Here is a 16,355-nt window from a genome sequence, read left to right as displayed (position 1 = left end):
GCCGCCCGGGCTCTCACACCCGCATCTCCAGGACCTGTCCCGGCCACTCGCCGACCGTGAACGGATCGGTGCGGGTGAAGCCCCGCCGCTCGTAGTACTCCACGAGCCGCCCCTCGCTGCCCGCGAAGCAGTCCACGCGGAGCAGCGAGACGCCCTCGCGGCGGGTCTCCTCCGCCGCGTGGGCGAGCAGCGCCGCCCCCACCCCGAGGCCGTGGAACCGCCCGTCGGTGGCGAGGTACCGCACGTACCGCTCCGGCTCGCCGGCCGGCGGCACGTACGTCCCGGGGTGCGGGGTCAGCGTCAGCGTCCCGGCGGGGACGCCGTCCACCTCGGCGATCCAGGGGCTGCCCTCGGTCACCACCCGCTCGACCAGCTCCACGGTCTTCGGCCGGTCGGTGAAGGGGGTTGTGCCCCACTGGGCGGTGATCCCCATGCCGTTGAGCCAGACGACGGCGCTGTCGAGTATCGCGAGGACGGCCGGCAGATCCGCCGCCCCGCCCCGCCTGATCGTGATCGCTTCGGAGTCCATCCGGCAGAGGCTATCCGGTGCCAGACTGGCGCCCATGAGGTTGTTCGCCGCCGTCCTGCCGCCCGCCGGGGCCCTGTCCGAGCTGGGGGCCCTCGTCGACGGGCTCCACGCCCTCCCGGGGGCGGACGCCCTGCGCTGGACCTCCCGCCCGGGGTGGCACTTCACCCTCGCGTTCATGGGCGAGGTCGACGACGCCCTGCTGCCGGAGCTCCGCACCCGGCTGGCCCGGGCCGCCCACCGCACCCCGCCGTTCGGCCTGCGGCTGCACGGCGGCGGACACTTCGGCCGCCGGTCCCTGTGGACGGGGGCCGCCGGGGACCTGGACGCGCTGCGGCTGCTCGCCGAGCGTGCCGACGCGGCGGCCCGCAGGGCCGGGATCCCGATGGAGGAGCACCGCCGCTACCAGGCCCACCTGACGATCGCCCGCGGCCGCGACGGGGGTGTCTCCCTCGCCCCGTACCTCGATGTCCTGCACGGTTTCGAGGGTGCCCGCTGGCAGGTCGGCGAGCTGGCGCTGGTCCGCTCGAACCTGCCGGTGAGCGGGGTGGCGGGCGAGCAGCCCCGGTACGAGACGGTCGGCGCCTGGCCCCTGGAGGGGGGAGGCGGCGGGACGGAGGCCACGGGTTAACCTCGTGGGGTGGACCCGAAGACTCGTAACCGGATCATGGCCGGTGTGCTCGTACTGATGTTCGCGATCATCGCGCTGACCTCCGTGGCAGGACTGTAGGCGGTCGGTCACCCCTTGCTTCGAGCGCGCTCCAACGAGTTGGCTGGTGACTCATGGAGTACACGCAGCTCGGACGCACCGGACTCAAGGTCAGCCGCCTCGTCCTCGGCACGATGAACTTCGGCCCGCAGACCGACGAGGCCACCAGTCACGCGATCATGGACTCGGCGCTCGACGCCGGCCTGAACTTCTTCGACACGGCGAACGTCTACGGCTGGGGCGTGAACAAGGGCCGCACCGAGGAGATCATCGGCTCCTGGTTCGCGAAGGGCGACGGCCGCCGCGACCGGACCGTCCTCGCCACCAAGGTGTACGGGAACATGGGCGCCGACGGCGAGGCGTGGCCGAACCACGACAAGATCTCGGCCCTCAACATCCGCCGTGCCGTCGACGCCAGCCTGAAGCGGCTCGGCACCGACCACATCGACGTCTACCAGTTCCACCACGTCGACCGGTCCACCCCCTTCGACGAGGTCTGGCAGGCGATCGACGTCCTGATCGGACAGGGCAAGATCCTCTACGCCGGCTCGTCCAACTTCCCGGGCTACAAGATCGCCCAGGCGAACGAGGCCGCCGCCCGCCGCGGCATGGTCGGCCTGGTCAGCGAGCAGTGCCTCTACAACCTCTTCGAGCGCCGTGCCGAGATGGAGGTCATCCCGGCCGCGCAGGAGTACGGCCTGGGCGTGATCCCCTGGTCGCCGCTGCACGGCGGTCTGCTCGGCGGCGTCCTGAAGAAGGAGACCGAGGGCAGGCGGCGCACCGAGGGGCGGGCGGCGGAGACGCTCGCCGACCCGGCGAACCGCGCGCGGTTCCAGGCGTACGAGGACCTGCTGGACAAGCACGGTCTGGCCCCCGGTGAGGTGGGTCTCGCCTGGCTGCTCACCCGGCCCGGTGTGACCGGCCCGATCGTCGGCCCGCGCACCCCGGAGCAGCTGGCGGGTGCTCTGCGCGCGCTGGAGGTGGAGCTGTCGGACGAGCTCCTGGCGGAGCTGGACGCCATCTTCCCGGGCCCGGGGCCCTCTCCGGAGGCGTTCGCCTGGTAGCCGGCGCGGGAGCCCGGGAGCCCCGAGGCTCGGCCGCCCGGACCTCCGGGCTCCCGGGCTCCCCGGCTCCCGCGGTCAGGCGCCGCCGAGCCAGCTGGTGGCGTCGAGGCGGAAGGCCGTCTCCGGGGGGACGACCCTCCGCAGGTCCGCCTCCAGGGCGCGGACGTGGTCGGCGCCGAGGACGGCGGCCCACTCGGCCCGCAGCTCGTCGAAGACGGCGGCGGAGCGGGCGAGGACGGCGTGGCCGTGCGGGGTGAGGTGGACGAGTTTGCGGCGCGCGTCGGCGGGATCGTCGGCGCGTTCCGCGTATCCGAGGGCGAGGAGCCGGTCGACGGTCTTGCCGGCCGCCTGCTTGGAGACGCCGAGGCGGCGGCCGATCTCGCTGGCGGTGGCGCCCCGGAGGCCGATCGCCTGCATGGCGAAGCCGTGGGCGGGCCGGAAGCCGGTGTGGCCCTCGTCGGCGAGGCGGGCGTGCAGCCGGTCGATGAGCGTGCGGAAGCCGCCGAAGAGCAGCAGGGGCAGCTCGAAACCGGGGGAGTCGGGAGGGCCTGAGGGGCCGGGGCGCGGGGGAATCCCCTTGCCCGAATCGACAACCTGGTTTACGTTTTCTCCGACGGCATGGTCAACCATGTTGTCCATTCTAGAAGGGGGAACCGTCTTGCCGCACGCCGAGCTCACCACCCGCGTCGCCGACGCCGCCGCGCTCCTGAAGGAGCAGGCCCCGCAGGTCCTCGCGTCCTTCCTCGCGCTCTCCGCCGCCTTCGAGGGCGGCGACCTCGACCCGCACTCCCGCGAGACCGTGATCCTCACGGTCGCCCGCCGCAACCAGTGCCACCTCTGCATCGACATGCACGAGGCGAAGCTCGCCGCGCTCGGCCCCGCCCCGGCGCCCGAACGGCTCGACGCCCTCTGGAGGTTCACCCTCCAGGTGCTCGCCTCGTCGGGCGCGGTGTCGGACGAGGAGCTGGCCGCCTTCGAGGCCGCCGGCTACACCCGCGGGAACGCGCTGGAGGTCGTCCTCGGGATCGGCGCCTACACCCTCTCCACCTTCGCCAACCGGATGACCCGGGCGGCCTGAGGGCCTACGGGCGGGAGGCCCGGGTCCGGTAGGGCCCGCCGAGCCCCCACGCCTGGTGCATCGCGTCGGCGAAGGCGGCGGCCAGCTTGTGCTCGCCGCTCGGGGACGGGTGCGTGCCGTCGTAGGTGTCCTCGCGGAGGTCGTACGACTCCGGGACCGTCGCCAGCAGCAGCGGCGAGGCCGGCGCGTCGAGGTCGGCGACCGCCTTCGCCAGCAGCTCGTTGAAGCGGGCGCACTCGGCGGCGAAGGCGGCGTCGTAGCCGGCGCGGATATTGGGGATCACCGGCAGCAGCACCGCCCGGACGCGCGGATTGGCGGCCCGCGCGGCCGTCAGGAACGCCCGGACGTTCGCCTCGGTCTGCTCGCTGTTCGTGTAGAAGCCGAGGTCGATCAGGCCGAGCGAGACCAGCAGCACGTCGGCGCGGGTGGCGGCGACGGTCTCCCCGATCACCGGCGCCATGTGCAGCCAGCCCTCGCCCCACCCCGCGAGGTGCCGGCGGGCGGCGGCGGGGAAGGCGGGGTCGGCGTACGCCTGCGGACCGGCGCCCGTCTCCGGGCCGTCCGGGTCGCCCTCGGGCACGTACAGCCCGTCCCGGGGCCCGACGATCTCGTACCCGCCGGGCAGCACCGTCTCCAGGTGCCGCCACATGCGGTGCCGCCAGGTCCAGTCGCCGGCGCGTCCGATGGTCATGCTGTCGCCGACGAACAGAAAACGCATGGTCACATCATTCCGGAAGCGCCCGCGGCCCGGCGACGTGACCCCGGCCACGGCTCCTCAGCGCAGGAAGTCCGCGACCGTCTCCGTGAACCACTCCGCGTCGTCGTGCCACGGGAAGTGCCCGCCCCCGGCCAGGACGGCGAGCTCGGCCGACGGGAACAGCTTCGCGTACGCCTCCGCGGTCGGCGGCGGCGTGTTCGCGTCGCCCTCCCCGGCGACGACCAGCACCGGACGCCCGAACCCCGCGAACGCCTCGCGCGTCACCGCCGGGTCGTACGCGCCCTCGCTCCCGTACACCGCGGCCCCCTCGCCGTTCCGCTCCCGGTCCGAGGCCGCGTGCCGCTCCCGCGCCGCCGCGTCCCACGTGCCGTGGAAGAAGGGGGCGACCTTCCCGAACGTCCCGGCGGTGCCCCGGCCGGCCGTCAGCTCCTCCAGCGCCGCGTACGCCTCCGCGAACCACGGCTCGCCCGCCCGCAGCCGCGCCGCGGCGAGACGCTCCTCCGGCGCCGTGTCGATCCCGGCCGCCGCGGCGCCCGGCGTCACCAGCACCAGCCGCCTCACCCGCTCCGCGTACCGCGTCACGTACAGCGCCGCCAGGTTCGCGCCCGCCGAGTGGCCGAGGAGGTCGACCTCGGCGAGCCCGAGGTGCGCGCGCAGCGCCTCCACGTCCCCGGCGAGCCGGTCGCAGCGGTAGGAGGCCGGGTCCTCCGGCACCGCGGATCCGCCCGTGCCCCGCAGGTCGAGCCGGATCAGCGTGCGGTGGGCGGTGAGCCCGCCCAGTCCGCCGAGGTAGGCGGAGTCCTGGAGGGGGCCTCCGGGCAGACAGAGCAGCGGGTCGCCGGAACCGGAGACGTGGTAGGCGAGCAGGGTGCCGTCGGGGGCGTGGAAGGGAGGCATGGCGCGACCATGACAGTGGCTTCGGCGCAGGTCAAGCGGGTTCCGCCGCCGCCGTGGCACGCTTGATCCATGCGATCTGCTCTGTGCGCCCTCGGCGCGGCCGCCGCCCTCGCGCTGCTCCCGGCCGGCCATGCCCGTGCCGAAGGGCAGGAACCCGACCGGGACTTCACGATCGAGGACTCCCGGATCACCGAGTCCAGCGGTCTCGCCGCCAGCCGCGCCCACCCCGGCGTCTACTGGACGCACAACGACCAGGACGAGCCCCGGATCTTCGCCGTCGACTCCCGCACGGGCCGGACGGTCGCGACGATCACCCTGTCCGGCGTCGGCACCCCCCGCGACATGGAGGCCATCTCGGTCGGCCCGGACGGCGACCTCTACGTCGGCGACATCGGCGACAACCTCGACGGCTCCTGGGACCACGTCTGGATCTACCGCCTCCCCGAGCCGAAGATCCTGAAGGACCAGACCGTCCGGGCGCGGCAGTACGTCGTGAAGTACGCCGACGGCCCCCGCAACGCCGAGGCGCTGATGGTCCACCCGAAGACCGGCCGCGTCTACATCGCCAGCAAGAACGAGGACGGCGGCGGCCTCTACGCCGGCCCCGAACGCCTCACCACCTCCGGCACCAACACCTTCCGCCGCGTCGGCGACGTCCCCTGGGTGACCGACGGCGCCTTCTCGCCCGACGGGGAACGGCTGCTCCTGCGCGGCTACTTCAGCGCCCGCGAGTACGTCTGGAAGGACGGCCGCGTCGACGGCGACGGCACCTCCCCCGGCGCCCCCTTCCAGGGCCAGGCGGAATCGGTCACGTACACCCTCGACGGCTCCGGCATCATGTTCGGCTCCGAGGGCACCGGCAGCCGTGTCGTCCGCGTGGACCGCGAGGACGCCCCCCGCACCGGGACCCCGGACCGGACCGCCCCCGGCCCCGGCACCGGCGGCACCGGTCCGAGCCCCGCCCCCGGCGCCGCCGGCTCCGGGGGCAGCGCCACCAAGGGCTTCCTCGTCCTCGCCGGCGCCACCGTCCTCGTCCTCGGCGTCAAGCGGCTGCTCCGCCGCTGACCCGGCCCCGGCGCCGCGTCGCCCCGGAGCCGCCCCGGGGTCAGACTGGAAGGAGACCGAAGAGGTGAGGCGGCATGACGGCATTCACGCGCGAGGGCACCCCGGTCGCGATGGAGGGCGGCGGCCTGGACTTCCGGATGCGGGAGGCCGGAGGCGGCATGACCGTCGCCTTCATCCACCTTCCCCAGGGCACCGACATGGCGCCCGCCCTCAAGGGCCTGGAGGGCGATCTGTGCCAGTGCCCGCACTGGGGATACGTCTTCAGGGGCCGCATCAGGATGCGGACCGCCTCGGGCGAGGAGATCTACGAGGCCGGCCAGGCGTACTACTGGGGGCCGGGCCACGCCCCCGAGGCGCTGGAGGACGTCGACGTCGTCGAGTTCTCGCCGACGGCGGAGTTCACGGCCGTCGTGGACCACGTGAAGGCGGCCGCGTCCGGCTGACGAGCACCTCGAGGCCGTCCATGATCCGCTCCAGGCCGAAGGCGAACTGGTCGATCTCCCGCGAGAAGGTGTCGTCGGCGAGGCCCGCCACGGCGGGGAACTCGCCGGATTCCATGGCCCGTTCGAGGAACGGCACCTGGGCCGCCCAGAACTCGTCGTCGCTGACGCCGGTCTCCTTGACCGCCTCGGCGGTCTGCAGCTCCATGCGCGCGATGCCGGCCACGAAGCTCTGCACGGTGACGATGACGGCCAGGGTCTGAGGGTCGCTCAGGCCCAGCCCGTGCGGACCGGTCAGCCCGGTCAGGCACAGTTCGAAGCCGCGCAGCGTGTTCGGGCCGAGCAGCGAGCGGGCCTCGTTGACCTTCAGCAGCCAGGGGTGCGCCCGGTAGAGGGCGAGGTGGCCGCGGGCCAGCGCCTCGACGGCCTCCCGCCAGTGCGCCGGCGGCTCCACCGGGCCGTCCGGGAGGGACTCGCCCTGCACCCGGTCGAGCATCAGGTCGAGCAGCTCGGTCTTGCCGGGGACGTACCGGTACAGCGACATCGTGCCGACGCCCAGCTCGCCCGCGACCCGCCGCATCGACACGGCGTCCAGCCCCTCGGCGTCCGCGAGCGCGACCGCGGCCCCGACGATCCGGTCGAGGGTGAGGCCCGGCCTGGGGCCCCGGCTGGGCCGCTCGCCCGTTCCCCACAGGAGGTCGAGGCTGCTGGTCGTCGAGGACTTCATGGCCCTCACTCTAAAACTGAGTACACCGTACCCATAATGGAGTACGGTGTACTCAGTTTCGCCGTGCGGTACGGCGAAGGCTGTGGAGGCTGCCATGCACGAACACCCGGTCCTCGCCGAGGGCCTGCGCAAGCGCTACCGGGCCCGGCGCGCCGACAGGGGCACGGAGTCGTACGCCCTCGACGGATTCGACCTCGCCGTCCGCCGCGGCACCGTCCACGGCCTGCTCGGCCCCAACGGCGCCGGCAAGACCACCGCCGTGCGCATCCTGGCCACCCTGCTCAAGGCCGACGGCGGCCGCGCCGAGGTCGCCGGACTCGACGTCGCCCGCGCCCCCCGCGCCGTGCGCGCCCGGATCGGCCTCACCGGCCAGTACGCCGCCGTCGACGAGGGGCTGACCGGCCGCCAGAACCTGGAGATGTTCGCCCGGCTCTTCCACCTGGACGCCCGGCGCTCCCGCACCCGCGCCGCCGAACTCCTCGACCGCTTCGGCCTCGCCGACGCCGCCGACAAGGGCGCCGGCGACTACAGCGGCGGCATGCGCCGCCGCCTCGACCTCGCCGCCTCGATGATCCTCGCCCCCGAGGTCCTCTTCCTCGACGAGCCCACCACCGGCCTCGACCCGCGCAGCCGGGGCGAGGTCTGGGACGCCGTACGGGCCCTCGTCGCCGAGGGCACCACCGTCCTCCTCACCACCCAGTACCTGGAGGAGGCCGACCGGCTCGCCTCCCGCGTCACCGTCATGGACCGAGGCCGCGCCATCGCCGACGACACCCCCGAAGGGCTCAAGAACCGGGTCGGCGGCGACCGCGTCGAGGTCGTCGTCACCGAACCGGCGGACCTCGACGCCGCCCGCAAGATCGTCGCCCGGGCCGCCGACGGCGAGCCCGGCGTGGACGAGAGCGGGCGCCGCGTCCACGCCCCGGTCACCGACCGCGTCGCCGCCCTCACCGAGGTCGCCCGCGCCCTCCAGGACGAACGGATCCCCGTCGAGGACATCGGCCTGCGCCGCCCCAGCCTCGACGACGTCTTCCTCACCCTGACCGGCCACCACACCAGCACCGAAGGAGCGGACGCCGCGTGACCACCGCCGACCTCACCCCGCCCGGCACCCGCGGCCGCGCCGCCTGGGCCGTGGCCGACTGCGCCACCCTCGTCCGCCGCACCCTGCTCAACTACCGGCGCAAACCCGTCGCCATCCTCTGGCAGCTCGGCTTCCCCATCGTCTCCGTCCTCCTCTACGGATTCGTCTTCGGCAGCGCGATGCGGGTCCCCGGCGGCGGGGACTACAAGGACTTCCTGATGCCCGGCATGTTCACCATGACGATGACCTTCGGCCTGATGAACACCGCCACGGCCGTCGTCTCCGACTCCGGCAGAGGGGTCATGGACCGCTTCCGGTCCATGCCGATGGCGCCCTCCGCCGTCACCACCGGCCGCGGCGTCTCCGACCTCCTCGTCGCCTCCGCCGAACTCGCCATCCTCGCCGCCACCGCCCTCGCCATCGGCTGGACCTCCGACGGCGGCGCCGGCGGCACCCTGCTCGGCTTCGGGCTGCTCCTCCTCCTGCGCTTCAGCCTCATCTGGGTCGGCGTCTGGTGCGGGCTCGTGGTGCCCAGCACGGAGGCGGCGGGCGCGCTCTACGCGGTGATCTTCCCGGTCACGATGATCTCCAGCGTGTACGTGGCGCCCTCGCTGATGCCGGACTGGCTGGCGCCCGTGGCGGCCTGGAACCCGATCTCCTCGACCGTCGCCGCCACCCGCGAACTCTTCGGCAACCCCGGCGCCGGCGGAGGCAGCTGGGTCGAACAGCACGCCGTCCTGATGGCCTTCGTCTGGCCGCTGGCGCTCACCGCGCTGTTCCTGCCGCTGGCGGTGCGCCGCTTCCAGCGCCTCAGCCGCTGAACGCGGAGGGGCCCGCACCGGTCACACCGGTGCGGGCCCCTCGCCGACGCGTGGCTCAGGCGTCACGTCACGCGTGAAGGTCAGAGCTTCTCGATCACGTGGTCGATGCAGGCCGTCAGGGCCCGCACGTCCGCCGGGTCGATCGCCGGGAACATCGCGATCCGCAGCTGGTTGCGGCCCAGCTTGCGGTACGGCTCCGTGTCCACGATGCCGTTGGCGCGCAGCACCTTCGCGACCGCCGCCGCGTCGATCTCGTCCGCGAAGTCGATCGTGCCGATGACCTGCGAGCGCTTCGCCGCGTCGGTGACGAACGGCGTCGCGTACTTGGACTCCTCGGCCCAGGTGTACAGGGCGTCCGAGGACTCCTTCGTCCGGGCCACGGCCCAGTCCAGACCGCCCTGGCCGTTGATCCACTTCAGCTGCTCGTTCAGCAGGAAGAGGGTCGACAGCGCCGGGGTGTTGTACGTCTGGTTCTTCAGCGAGTTGTCGATCGCCGTCGGCAGCGAGAAGAACTCCGGGATGTGCCGGCCGGACGCGTGGATCCGCTGCGCCCGCTCCAGAGCCGCCGGGGAGAACGCCGCCAGCCACAGGCCGCCCTCGGCGGCGAAGGACTTCTGCGGGGCGAAGTAGTAGACGTCCGTCTCGGCGATGTCGACCGGGAGGCCGCCCGCGCCGGAGGTCGCGTCCACCAGGACCAGCGCGCCCTCGTCGGCACCCGCGACCCGGCGGATCGGGGCGGCGACACCGGTCGAGGTCTCGTTGTGGGTGTAGGCGTAGACGTCGGTGCCCGCCTCGGCCACCGGCTCCGGGTGGGTGCCCGGGTCGGAGGAGATCACGGTCGGCTCGGCCAGCCACGGGGCCAGCTTCGCGGCCTTCGCGAACTTCGAGGAGAACTCACCGAAGGTGAGGTGCTGCGACTTGTTCTCGATCAGACCGTGGGTCGCGATGTCCCAGAAGGCGGTCGATCCGCCGTTGCCCAGGACCACCTCGTAGCCCTCGGGCAGCGAGAAGAGCTCGGAGATGCCGGAACGCACCTCGCCGACCAGGTTCTTGACCGGAGCCTGGCGGTGGGAGGTGCCCAGGAGAGAGGTGCCGGTGGCGGCCAGGGCGTCCAGCGCCTCCGTCCGCACCTTGGAGGGGCCCGCGCCGAAACGGCCGTCTGCGGGCTTGATGTCAGCGGGAATCTGGATATCGGCCACGAGCCGGAGAGTATCGGGTCGGCAAGCCCGGAAGCGCCCGATGTCCGCCGGATGAGACGAGGAACGAGACATCCTTGCGTGGTGGGAACACACAAGGGAACGCACGGACGACTCGCCGCCGACCTGAGGTCCGCGCTCGCCGGGGACGTCGACTTCACCGCCACCGCCCGGGCGCTCACCACCATGGACGCCTCCAACTACCGCCGTGTGCCCGCCGGTACGGTCGCGCCCCGCGACGCCGACGACGTCGCCGCCGCCCTGGAGGTGTGCCGGAGGCACGGCGTCCCGGTCGTCCCGCGCGGCGCCGGCACGTCCATCGGCGGCCAGGCCACCGGCACCGGCGTCGTGCTCGACCTCACACGCCACCTCGACGGGCTCGTCTCCGTCGACCCGGAGGCCCGCACCGCCGTGGTCCGCCCCGGACTCGTCCTCGGCCGGCTGCGGGACGCCGTCCGCCCGTACGGCCTCACCTTCGGCCCCGACCCCTCCACCCACAGCCGCTGCACCCTCGGCGGCATGATCGGCAACAACGCCTGCGGAGCGCACTCGGTCGCCTGGGGCACGACCGCCGACAACGTGCGCTCCCTCGACGTGGTGACCTACCGGGGCGAGCGGTTGACGCTGGGGAGGGACGGACAGGGCGCCCCCGCCGGACTCCTGGACCTCGTCGACCGCCACCTCGCCCTCCTCCGGACCGGCTACCCGGCCGGCCTGCCCCGCCGCATCTCCGGCTACGCCCTCGACGCGCTGCTCCCCGAGCGGGGCACCGACGTCGTCCGCTCCTTCGTCGGCAGCGAGGGCACGCTCGGCGTGGTCACGGAGGCGACCGTCCGCCTCGTCCCGCTGCCCGCCGAGCCCGTCCTCGTCGTCCTCGGCTACGCCGACGAGACGGCGGCGGCCGACGCGGCGGCCGGACTCCTGGCGTACGGGCCGCTGACGGTGGAGGGGATGGCGGCGGACCTGGTGGGGGGTGGCGGGGGCGCGGCCGCCGGGCTGCCCCGGGGCGGTGCGTGGCTGTTCTGCGAGGCCGACGGGGAGGGCGCGGCCGCCGGGCTCGTCCGGGCGGCGGACGCGCTCGACGCGGCGGTGGTACGGGACCCGGCCGGGCAGCGGGCGCTGTGGCGGATCCGGGAGGACGCGGCCGGCACCGCCACCCGGATGCCCGGGGGCGGGGACGCCTGGCCCGGCTGGGAGGACTGCGCGGTGCCGCCGGCCCGGCTCGGCGCGTACCTGCGGGAGTTCCGCGCCCTCCTCGCCGAGCACGGCCTGCGGGGGACCCCGTACGGCCACTTCGGCGACGGATGCGTGCACGTCCGCATCGACTTCGACCTGTGGACCGGGAAGGGCGTACGGGACTTCCGGCGCTTCTCGGAGGCCGTGGCCGACCTCGTGGTCGCCCACGGCGGCTCCCTCTCCGGCGAGCACGGCGACGGCCGGGCACGGGCGGAGCTGCTGCCCCGCATGTACGGGGACGAACTCGTCGGCCTCTTCGGCGCGGTGAAGGACGTGTGGGACCCGGACGGCGGCCTCAACCCGGGGATGCTGGTCCGGCCGGAGCCCCTCGACTCCGGACTGCGCTTCGAGGGCCTGCCCCTGGTCGGCCTCGGCCGGGAGGCGGCCCGCTGCGTCGGCGTCGCCAAGTGCCGAGTGTCCGGCCCCGGCACGGGCCCGTCCGTGATGTGCCCGTCGTTCCGCGCCACCGGCGAGGAGAGGCACTCCACCCGGGGCCGGGCCCGGCTCCTGCACGAGATGGCCCTCGGCGAGATCGTCACCGACGGCTGGCGCTCGGAGGAGGTCCGCGAGGCGCTGGACCTCTGCCTCTCCTGCAAGGGCTGCCGCAGCGACTGCCCCGTGGGCGTCGACATGGCCGCGTACAAGGCGGAGTTCCTCTCCCGCCACTACGCGGGACCGGGCGGACTCCTGCGCCGGCCGCGCTCGCACTGGACGATGGGCGGCCTGCCGCGCTGGCTCGACCTCCTCGGCAGCGGGCTGAACACGGTCACGCGCCTGCCGTTCGCGGCCCGGCTCGCGGGGGTGACGCCGGAGCTGCCCCTGCCGAAGGTCGCGCCCCGGACCTTCACGTCCTGGTTCACCGGCCGGGACGCGGTGCGCCCGCCGGACCTCACGCTGTGGCCGGACACGTTCACCGACCACCTGGCGCCGCGGGTGGGCCGGGCGGCGGTACGGGTCCTGGAGGACGCGGGACTGGGCGTCGGGCTGCCGCCGGGTCGGGTCTGCTGCGGGCTCACGTACGTGTCGACGGGAAGGCTGGGGGCGGCGCGGCGGGTGATGCGGAGAACCCTGGACGTGATGGACGTGATGGACGTGATGGACGCGGGGGACGAAGGGGACGGCGCGGGGGCCGGGACGCGGCCGGTGGTCGTCCTGGAGCCCTCCTGCGCGGGGGCGCTCCGCACCGACCTCCCCGAGCTGCTGCCCGACGATCCGAGGGCGGCGCGTCTGGCGGCCCGGGTGCTCACCTTCGCGGAGGCGCTGGAGACCCTGGCCCCCGGCTGGACCCCGCCCCGGCTCGACCGCCGGGTCACCGGCCAGACCCACTGCCACCAGCACGCGGTCCTGGGCGACGCGGCGGACCGCCGTCTCCGGGAGCGCGCGGGCCTGACGGGCGGCCTCGCGGGCGGATGCTGCGGTCTCGCGGGCAACTTCGGCTTCGAGCCCGGCCACCAGGAGGTGTCGCGCGCCTGCGCGGAGGACCAGCTCCTGCCGTCCCTCCGCGCGGCCCCGCCGTCGGCGGTGACCCTCGCCGACGGCTTCTCCTGCCGCACCCAGATCGCCCACCTGACCGACCGCGGGGCCCGCCACCTGGCGGAGGTCCTGGCGGAGGGGCTGGAGGGGCGCGCGTAGGGGGGGGCGCGCGGCGGGCCGGTTGGCGGACGGGGGCGCCGGGTAGCTTCGGCGGATGGAGCGTTCTGCCTATCCGCACGGGGACCGGCTCTTCCTGCGGGAGCCGGTGGCCGGGGACGTGCCGGCCGTGCACGGGATCTACGGCTCCGAGGCCGTGACCGAGCACCTGAGCTTCGAGGCCCGGTCCGTCGACGACGTGCGGGGGATCGTCGGGCGGTCGATCGCCTCGGCGCGGGCCGTGCCCCGGGAGGAGTACGCGCTCGTCGTCGTCGAGCGGGCCACGGACGCGCTCGTCGGGTTCGTGCGGCTCGCGCTCGATCCGCACCAGCAGCGGGCGGCGACGGTGGGGTTCGCGCTGCGGGCCGAGTCGTGGGGCGTCGGCTACGGCCGGGAGACCGTCGGCCTCCTGCTGGACCTCGCCTTCGGCACGCTGGATCTGCACCGGGTGTGGGCGGCGCGCTCGCCGCTCAACACCGCCTCGGCCCGCACACTCCTCGCGGCCGGCTTCACGGAGGAGGGCCGCATCCGGGGGCACGTGTGCGTACGCGGGGCGTGGCGGGACTCGGTGACGTACGGGATTCTGCGCGAGGAGTGGGACGGGTCCGCTATCCGGCTCCGCTGACGATCTCGCGGGCCATCGCCACCAGGGCGCCGGTGGCCGGGTGGGGGAACGCGTCGCGCCAGGCGAGGAGGACGGGGAGGGGCGGGGCGTCCGGCAGGGCGCGGTAGGTGACGCCCGGGTGGGGGTGGAGCGCGGCCGTCGAGGCGGAGGAGACGCCGACGCCCCGCGCGGCGGCGATGGCGGTGAGCCAGTCGTCGGTGTTGGCGACGGTGAGGGTGCTCGTGGGGCGGGCGGGCAGCGGCCACAGGGTGAGGGCGGTCGTGCCGGAGACGGTGTTGAGGACGACCGTCTGGTCCGCGAGGTCGAGGAGGGTGAGGTCGCCGGGGCGGTCCGCGAGCGGGCTGTCGGCGGGGAGCGCCGCGACCCGGGGCTCCGTGGTCAGTTCGGCGGTCACCAGGCCGGGGGCCTCGACGGTGCCGCGGAGCAGGGCCGCGTCGACCTGGCCGCGGGCGAGGCCGGCGGTGCGGTCGTCGACGCGGAGGAGTTCGAGCGGGGTCTCGGGGTGTTCGCGCTGCCAGCGGCGCAGCAGCGGGGTGGTGTAGGGGCCGAAGGCGGACCAGGCGTGGCCGAGGCGGAGCGGGCGCCGGCGCAGCCGGGCGGGGTCGACGGCCGCGTCGAAGGCGGCGAGTGCGGCGGCGGCCCGTTCGCGGAAGGCGCGGCCGTCGGCGGTGAGGGCGAGGTGGTGGGTGGAGCGGTCCACGAGCCGTGCGCCGAGGTGCCGTTCGAGGGCGGCGAGGGTGCGGGAGACGGCGGGCTGCGTGAGGTGGAGGCGGGCGGCGGCCCGGGTGAGGTTCTCCTCCTCGGCGATGGCGAGGAAGCAGCGGAGGTGGCGCAGCTCGATGCTCACGGTCATGTCTCTGGAGCATAACCGCAGGCCGATCGGCATTTCCGCTGCCGCGCCGGACTCCGTAGCGTGGAAGCGGAATTCGGTCGTCAGGGTGCGGTGAGTGCATTACTCTGGACTGAGAGTCTAATGAAGTGAACTTGCGGGCCGGTCCGGCGGAGGACCGGGGAGGAGTGGTCGTGGACAGCCAGGTGACGACGGCGACGGGACGGGCCCCGGCGGCGCGGGCGGACGGGAGGGCGGCTCCGGCGGCACGCGCGGACGCGGCTCCGGCCCCGCGCGCCCCCGCGGCCCGCGCCGCCCGCGCCGCCTCCGGCGGCTCCGGCCGGCTCGGGCCCGTCGCGCTCGTCGTCGCCGGCGGGCTCTCCGTCCAGTTCGGCTCGGCCATCGCCGTCCTGCTGATGCCCCGGGCCGGCGCGCTCGGCGTCGTCACGCTGCGCCTCGTGCTCGCCGCGCTCGTCCTGCTGCTGGTCTGCCGGCCGAAGGTGCGCGGCTACAGCCGCGCCGACTGGGGGACCGTCGTCGCCTTCGGCACCGCCATGGCGGGCATGAACATGCTCTTCTATCAGTCGGTCGACCGGATCCCGCTCGGTGCCGCCGTCACCCTGGAGGTGCTCGGCCCGCTGATCCTCTCCGTCGTCGCCTCCCGACGGCTCGTCAATCTCCTGTGGGCCGGCCTCGCGCTCGGCGGCGTCGCCCTGCTCGGCGGCGGCGGCTTCGACCGCCTCGACCCGCTCGGCGCGGGCTTCGCGCTGGCCGCGGGCGCCATGTGGGCGGCGTACATCGTCTTCAGCGCCCGCACGGGCCGCCGCTTCCCGCAGGCCGACGGCCTGGCGCTCGCGATGGCGTTCGGCGCGGTCCTCAGCCTGCCGTTCGGCATCGCCGAGGCGGGCGACGCGCTGCTCGTGCCGACGACGATCGCGATGGGCCTCGGCATCGCCCTGCTCTCCTCGGTGCTTCCGTACACCCTCGAACTGCTCGCCCTGCGCCGCCTGCCCGCCCCCACCTTCGCCGTCCTGATGAGCCTGGAGCCGGCCATCGCGGCCGCCGCGGGCCTCCTCGTCCTGCACCAGGCCCTCGCGCTGACGGACGGTCTCGCGATCGCCCTCGTCATCGCGGCGAGCATCGGCGCGGTGCGCACGCAGACGGCGGCGGCCGCCGCGTAGCTCCTGTCCCTTCCTCCCGTCGGTCCCTTCGGCCGGCCCCCGGATCCTCCGGGGGCCGGCCGTCGCCGTTCCGGGCTCCGCGAGGGCACCCTGACGGCGCCGCGAGGGCGCCGCACAGCCGCCGACGGAGCGTTCACTCTCCTGTCATTGCAATGTCCTGGCATATGTCGTTGCGTCAATCTTGAATTCATTGCAATGAAATAACTGCACTGACCTGCACCGATGGCAATCCAGTGCAACGAATGTGTTGTCGAGAGTTGGAAAGCAACGTAGCTTTTCCCATGTCGGAAACACCGACCACGACCATACGGGAGCAGTCACCATGCAGACCTTCGCCACCACCGCCCCGATCGCCGCCGTCGTCACCGTCCCGGCCGGTCACCTCCGCTTCATCGCCGCCGACCGCGCCGACGCGACCGTCGAGGTCCGCCCGGCCACCGCCGGCCGGAGCCGCGACATGAAGGCCGCCGAGGAGACCACCGTCTCCTTCGCCGACGGGGTGCTGCGGATCGCCGCGCCCGAGGCGAAGA

At 74.2% G+C, this 16,355-nt stretch carries 17 protein-coding genes and 1 pseudogene; 11 read left to right on the top strand and 7 right to left on the bottom strand.

Annotated features, from left to right (window positions below; translation table 11 throughout):
• Nucleotides 1–13 precede the first annotated feature (13 nt).
• A complete protein-coding gene (locus ACFVU3_RS32970; RefSeq protein WP_390072074.1) occupies nt 14–529 on the bottom strand; it encodes a GNAT family N-acetyltransferase in 516 nt (171 codons plus the stop codon).
• 34 nt (nt 530–563) lie between these two features.
• On the opposite strand from ACFVU3_RS32970, the gene thpR reads away from it, so the two are divergent.
• The gene (gene thpR / locus ACFVU3_RS32965; RefSeq protein WP_390072072.1) at nt 564–1,157 is read left to right on the top strand and encodes an RNA 2',3'-cyclic phosphodiesterase; all 594 of its coding nucleotides are present in this window, start codon (nt 564–566) and stop codon (nt 1,155–1,157) included.
• Between the two features lie 152 nt (nt 1,158–1,309).
• The gene (locus ACFVU3_RS32960) at nt 1,310–2,299 is read left to right on the top strand and encodes an aldo/keto reductase (protein ID WP_390072071.1); all 990 of its coding nucleotides are present in this window, start codon (nt 1,310–1,312) and stop codon (nt 2,297–2,299) included.
• A 75-nt stretch (nt 2,300–2,374) separates the two neighbouring features.
• On the opposite strand, the gene ACFVU3_RS32955 is transcribed toward ACFVU3_RS32960, so the two are convergent.
• Nucleotides 2,375–2,929, bottom strand: coding sequence for a MarR family winged helix-turn-helix transcriptional regulator (locus ACFVU3_RS32955; protein ID WP_390072070.1), 555 nt, complete (start codon nt 2,927–2,929; stop codon nt 2,375–2,377).
• Between the two features lie 28 nt (nt 2,930–2,957).
• Between ACFVU3_RS32955 and ACFVU3_RS32950 the strand changes: the two genes are divergently transcribed.
• On the top strand, nt 2,958–3,377 hold the full coding sequence (locus tag ACFVU3_RS32950) for a carboxymuconolactone decarboxylase family protein (RefSeq protein ID WP_390072068.1): 420 nt from the start codon (nt 2,958–2,960) through the stop codon (nt 3,375–3,377).
• Nucleotides 3,378–3,381: 4 nt separating this feature from the next.
• Here ACFVU3_RS32950 and ACFVU3_RS32945 read toward each other — a convergent pair whose 3' ends face one another.
• A complete protein-coding gene (locus ACFVU3_RS32945) occupies nt 3,382–4,095 on the bottom strand; it encodes a GDSL-type esterase/lipase family protein (protein ID WP_390072066.1) in 714 nt (237 codons plus the stop codon).
• 57 nt (nt 4,096–4,152) lie between these two features.
• The gene (locus ACFVU3_RS32940; RefSeq protein WP_390072065.1) at nt 4,153–4,992 is read right to left on the bottom strand and encodes an alpha/beta fold hydrolase; all 840 of its coding nucleotides are present in this window, start codon (nt 4,990–4,992) and stop codon (nt 4,153–4,155) included.
• Between the two features lie 69 nt (nt 4,993–5,061).
• Between ACFVU3_RS32940 and ACFVU3_RS32935 the strand changes: the two genes are divergently transcribed.
• A complete protein-coding gene (locus ACFVU3_RS32935) occupies nt 5,062–6,057 on the top strand; it encodes a WD40 repeat domain-containing protein (protein ID WP_390072063.1) in 996 nt (331 codons plus the stop codon).
• A gap of 74 nt (nt 6,058–6,131) precedes the next feature.
• On the top strand, nt 6,132–6,500 hold the full coding sequence (locus ACFVU3_RS32930; RefSeq protein WP_390072062.1) for a hypothetical protein: 369 nt from the start codon (nt 6,132–6,134) through the stop codon (nt 6,498–6,500).
• On the opposite strand, the gene ACFVU3_RS32925 is transcribed toward ACFVU3_RS32930, so the two are convergent.
• A complete protein-coding gene (locus ACFVU3_RS32925; protein WP_390072060.1) occupies nt 6,457–7,224 on the bottom strand; it encodes a TetR/AcrR family transcriptional regulator in 768 nt (255 codons plus the stop codon). The genes ACFVU3_RS32930 and ACFVU3_RS32925 overlap by 44 nt on opposite strands.
• A 94-nt stretch (nt 7,225–7,318) precedes the next feature.
• Between ACFVU3_RS32925 and ACFVU3_RS32920 the strand changes: the two genes are divergently transcribed.
• Both ACFVU3_RS32920 and ACFVU3_RS32915 read left to right on the top strand, forming a co-directional pair.
• Nucleotides 7,319–8,308, top strand: a complete 990-nt coding sequence (locus tag ACFVU3_RS32920; RefSeq protein WP_390072058.1) for an ATP-binding cassette domain-containing protein — start codon at nt 7,319–7,321, stop codon at nt 8,306–8,308.
• Nucleotides 8,305–9,129, top strand: coding sequence for an ABC transporter permease (locus ACFVU3_RS32915; protein WP_390072056.1), 825 nt, complete (start codon nt 8,305–8,307; stop codon nt 9,127–9,129). The genes ACFVU3_RS32920 and ACFVU3_RS32915 overlap by 4 nt, the downstream gene beginning before the upstream one ends.
• An 80-nt stretch (nt 9,130–9,209) precedes the next feature.
• On the opposite strand, the gene serC is transcribed toward ACFVU3_RS32915, so the two are convergent.
• A complete protein-coding gene (serC, locus tag ACFVU3_RS32910) occupies nt 9,210–10,328 on the bottom strand; it encodes a phosphoserine transaminase (RefSeq protein WP_390072055.1) in 1,119 nt (372 codons plus the stop codon).
• A gap of 51 nt (nt 10,329–10,379) precedes the next feature.
• On the opposite strand from serC, the gene ACFVU3_RS32905 reads away from it, so the two are divergent.
• Together ACFVU3_RS32905 and ACFVU3_RS32900 are read left to right on the top strand one after the other, a co-directional pair.
• Entirely contained in the window at nt 10,380–13,193 is a 2,814-nt protein-coding gene (locus ACFVU3_RS32905) for an FAD-binding and (Fe-S)-binding domain-containing protein (protein WP_390072053.1), read from the top strand.
• A gap of 55 nt (nt 13,194–13,248) precedes the next feature.
• Nucleotides 13,249–13,815, top strand: a complete 567-nt coding sequence (locus ACFVU3_RS32900; RefSeq protein WP_390072051.1) for a GNAT family N-acetyltransferase — start codon at nt 13,249–13,251, stop codon at nt 13,813–13,815.
• On the opposite strand, the gene ACFVU3_RS32895 is transcribed toward ACFVU3_RS32900, so the two are convergent.
• Complete coding sequence (locus tag ACFVU3_RS32895) at nt 13,799–14,701, bottom strand: LysR family transcriptional regulator (RefSeq protein WP_390072050.1); 903 nt, start codon at nt 14,699–14,701, stop codon at nt 13,799–13,801. The genes ACFVU3_RS32900 and ACFVU3_RS32895 overlap by 17 nt on opposite strands.
• A gap of 149 nt (nt 14,702–14,850) precedes the next feature.
• Here ACFVU3_RS32895 and ACFVU3_RS32890 point away from each other — a divergent pair, with 149 nt between their 5' ends.
• Together ACFVU3_RS32890 and ACFVU3_RS32885 are read left to right on the top strand one after the other, a co-directional pair.
• Entirely contained in the window at nt 14,851–15,825 is a 975-nt protein-coding gene (locus ACFVU3_RS32890; RefSeq protein WP_390072174.1) for a DMT family transporter, read from the top strand.
• 322 nt (nt 15,826–16,147) lie between these two features.
• Nucleotides 16,148–16,355: pseudogene (locus ACFVU3_RS32885) on the top strand (hypothetical protein); the annotation flags it as partial.

The sequence above is a fragment of the Streptomyces sp. NPDC058052 genome (assembly GCF_042885515.1).
GTDB lineage: Bacteria > Actinomycetota > Actinomycetes > Streptomycetales > Streptomycetaceae > Streptomyces.
Note: the sequence above shows the minus strand (reverse complement) of the source record. Positions and strands in the feature narration are given on the sequence as shown.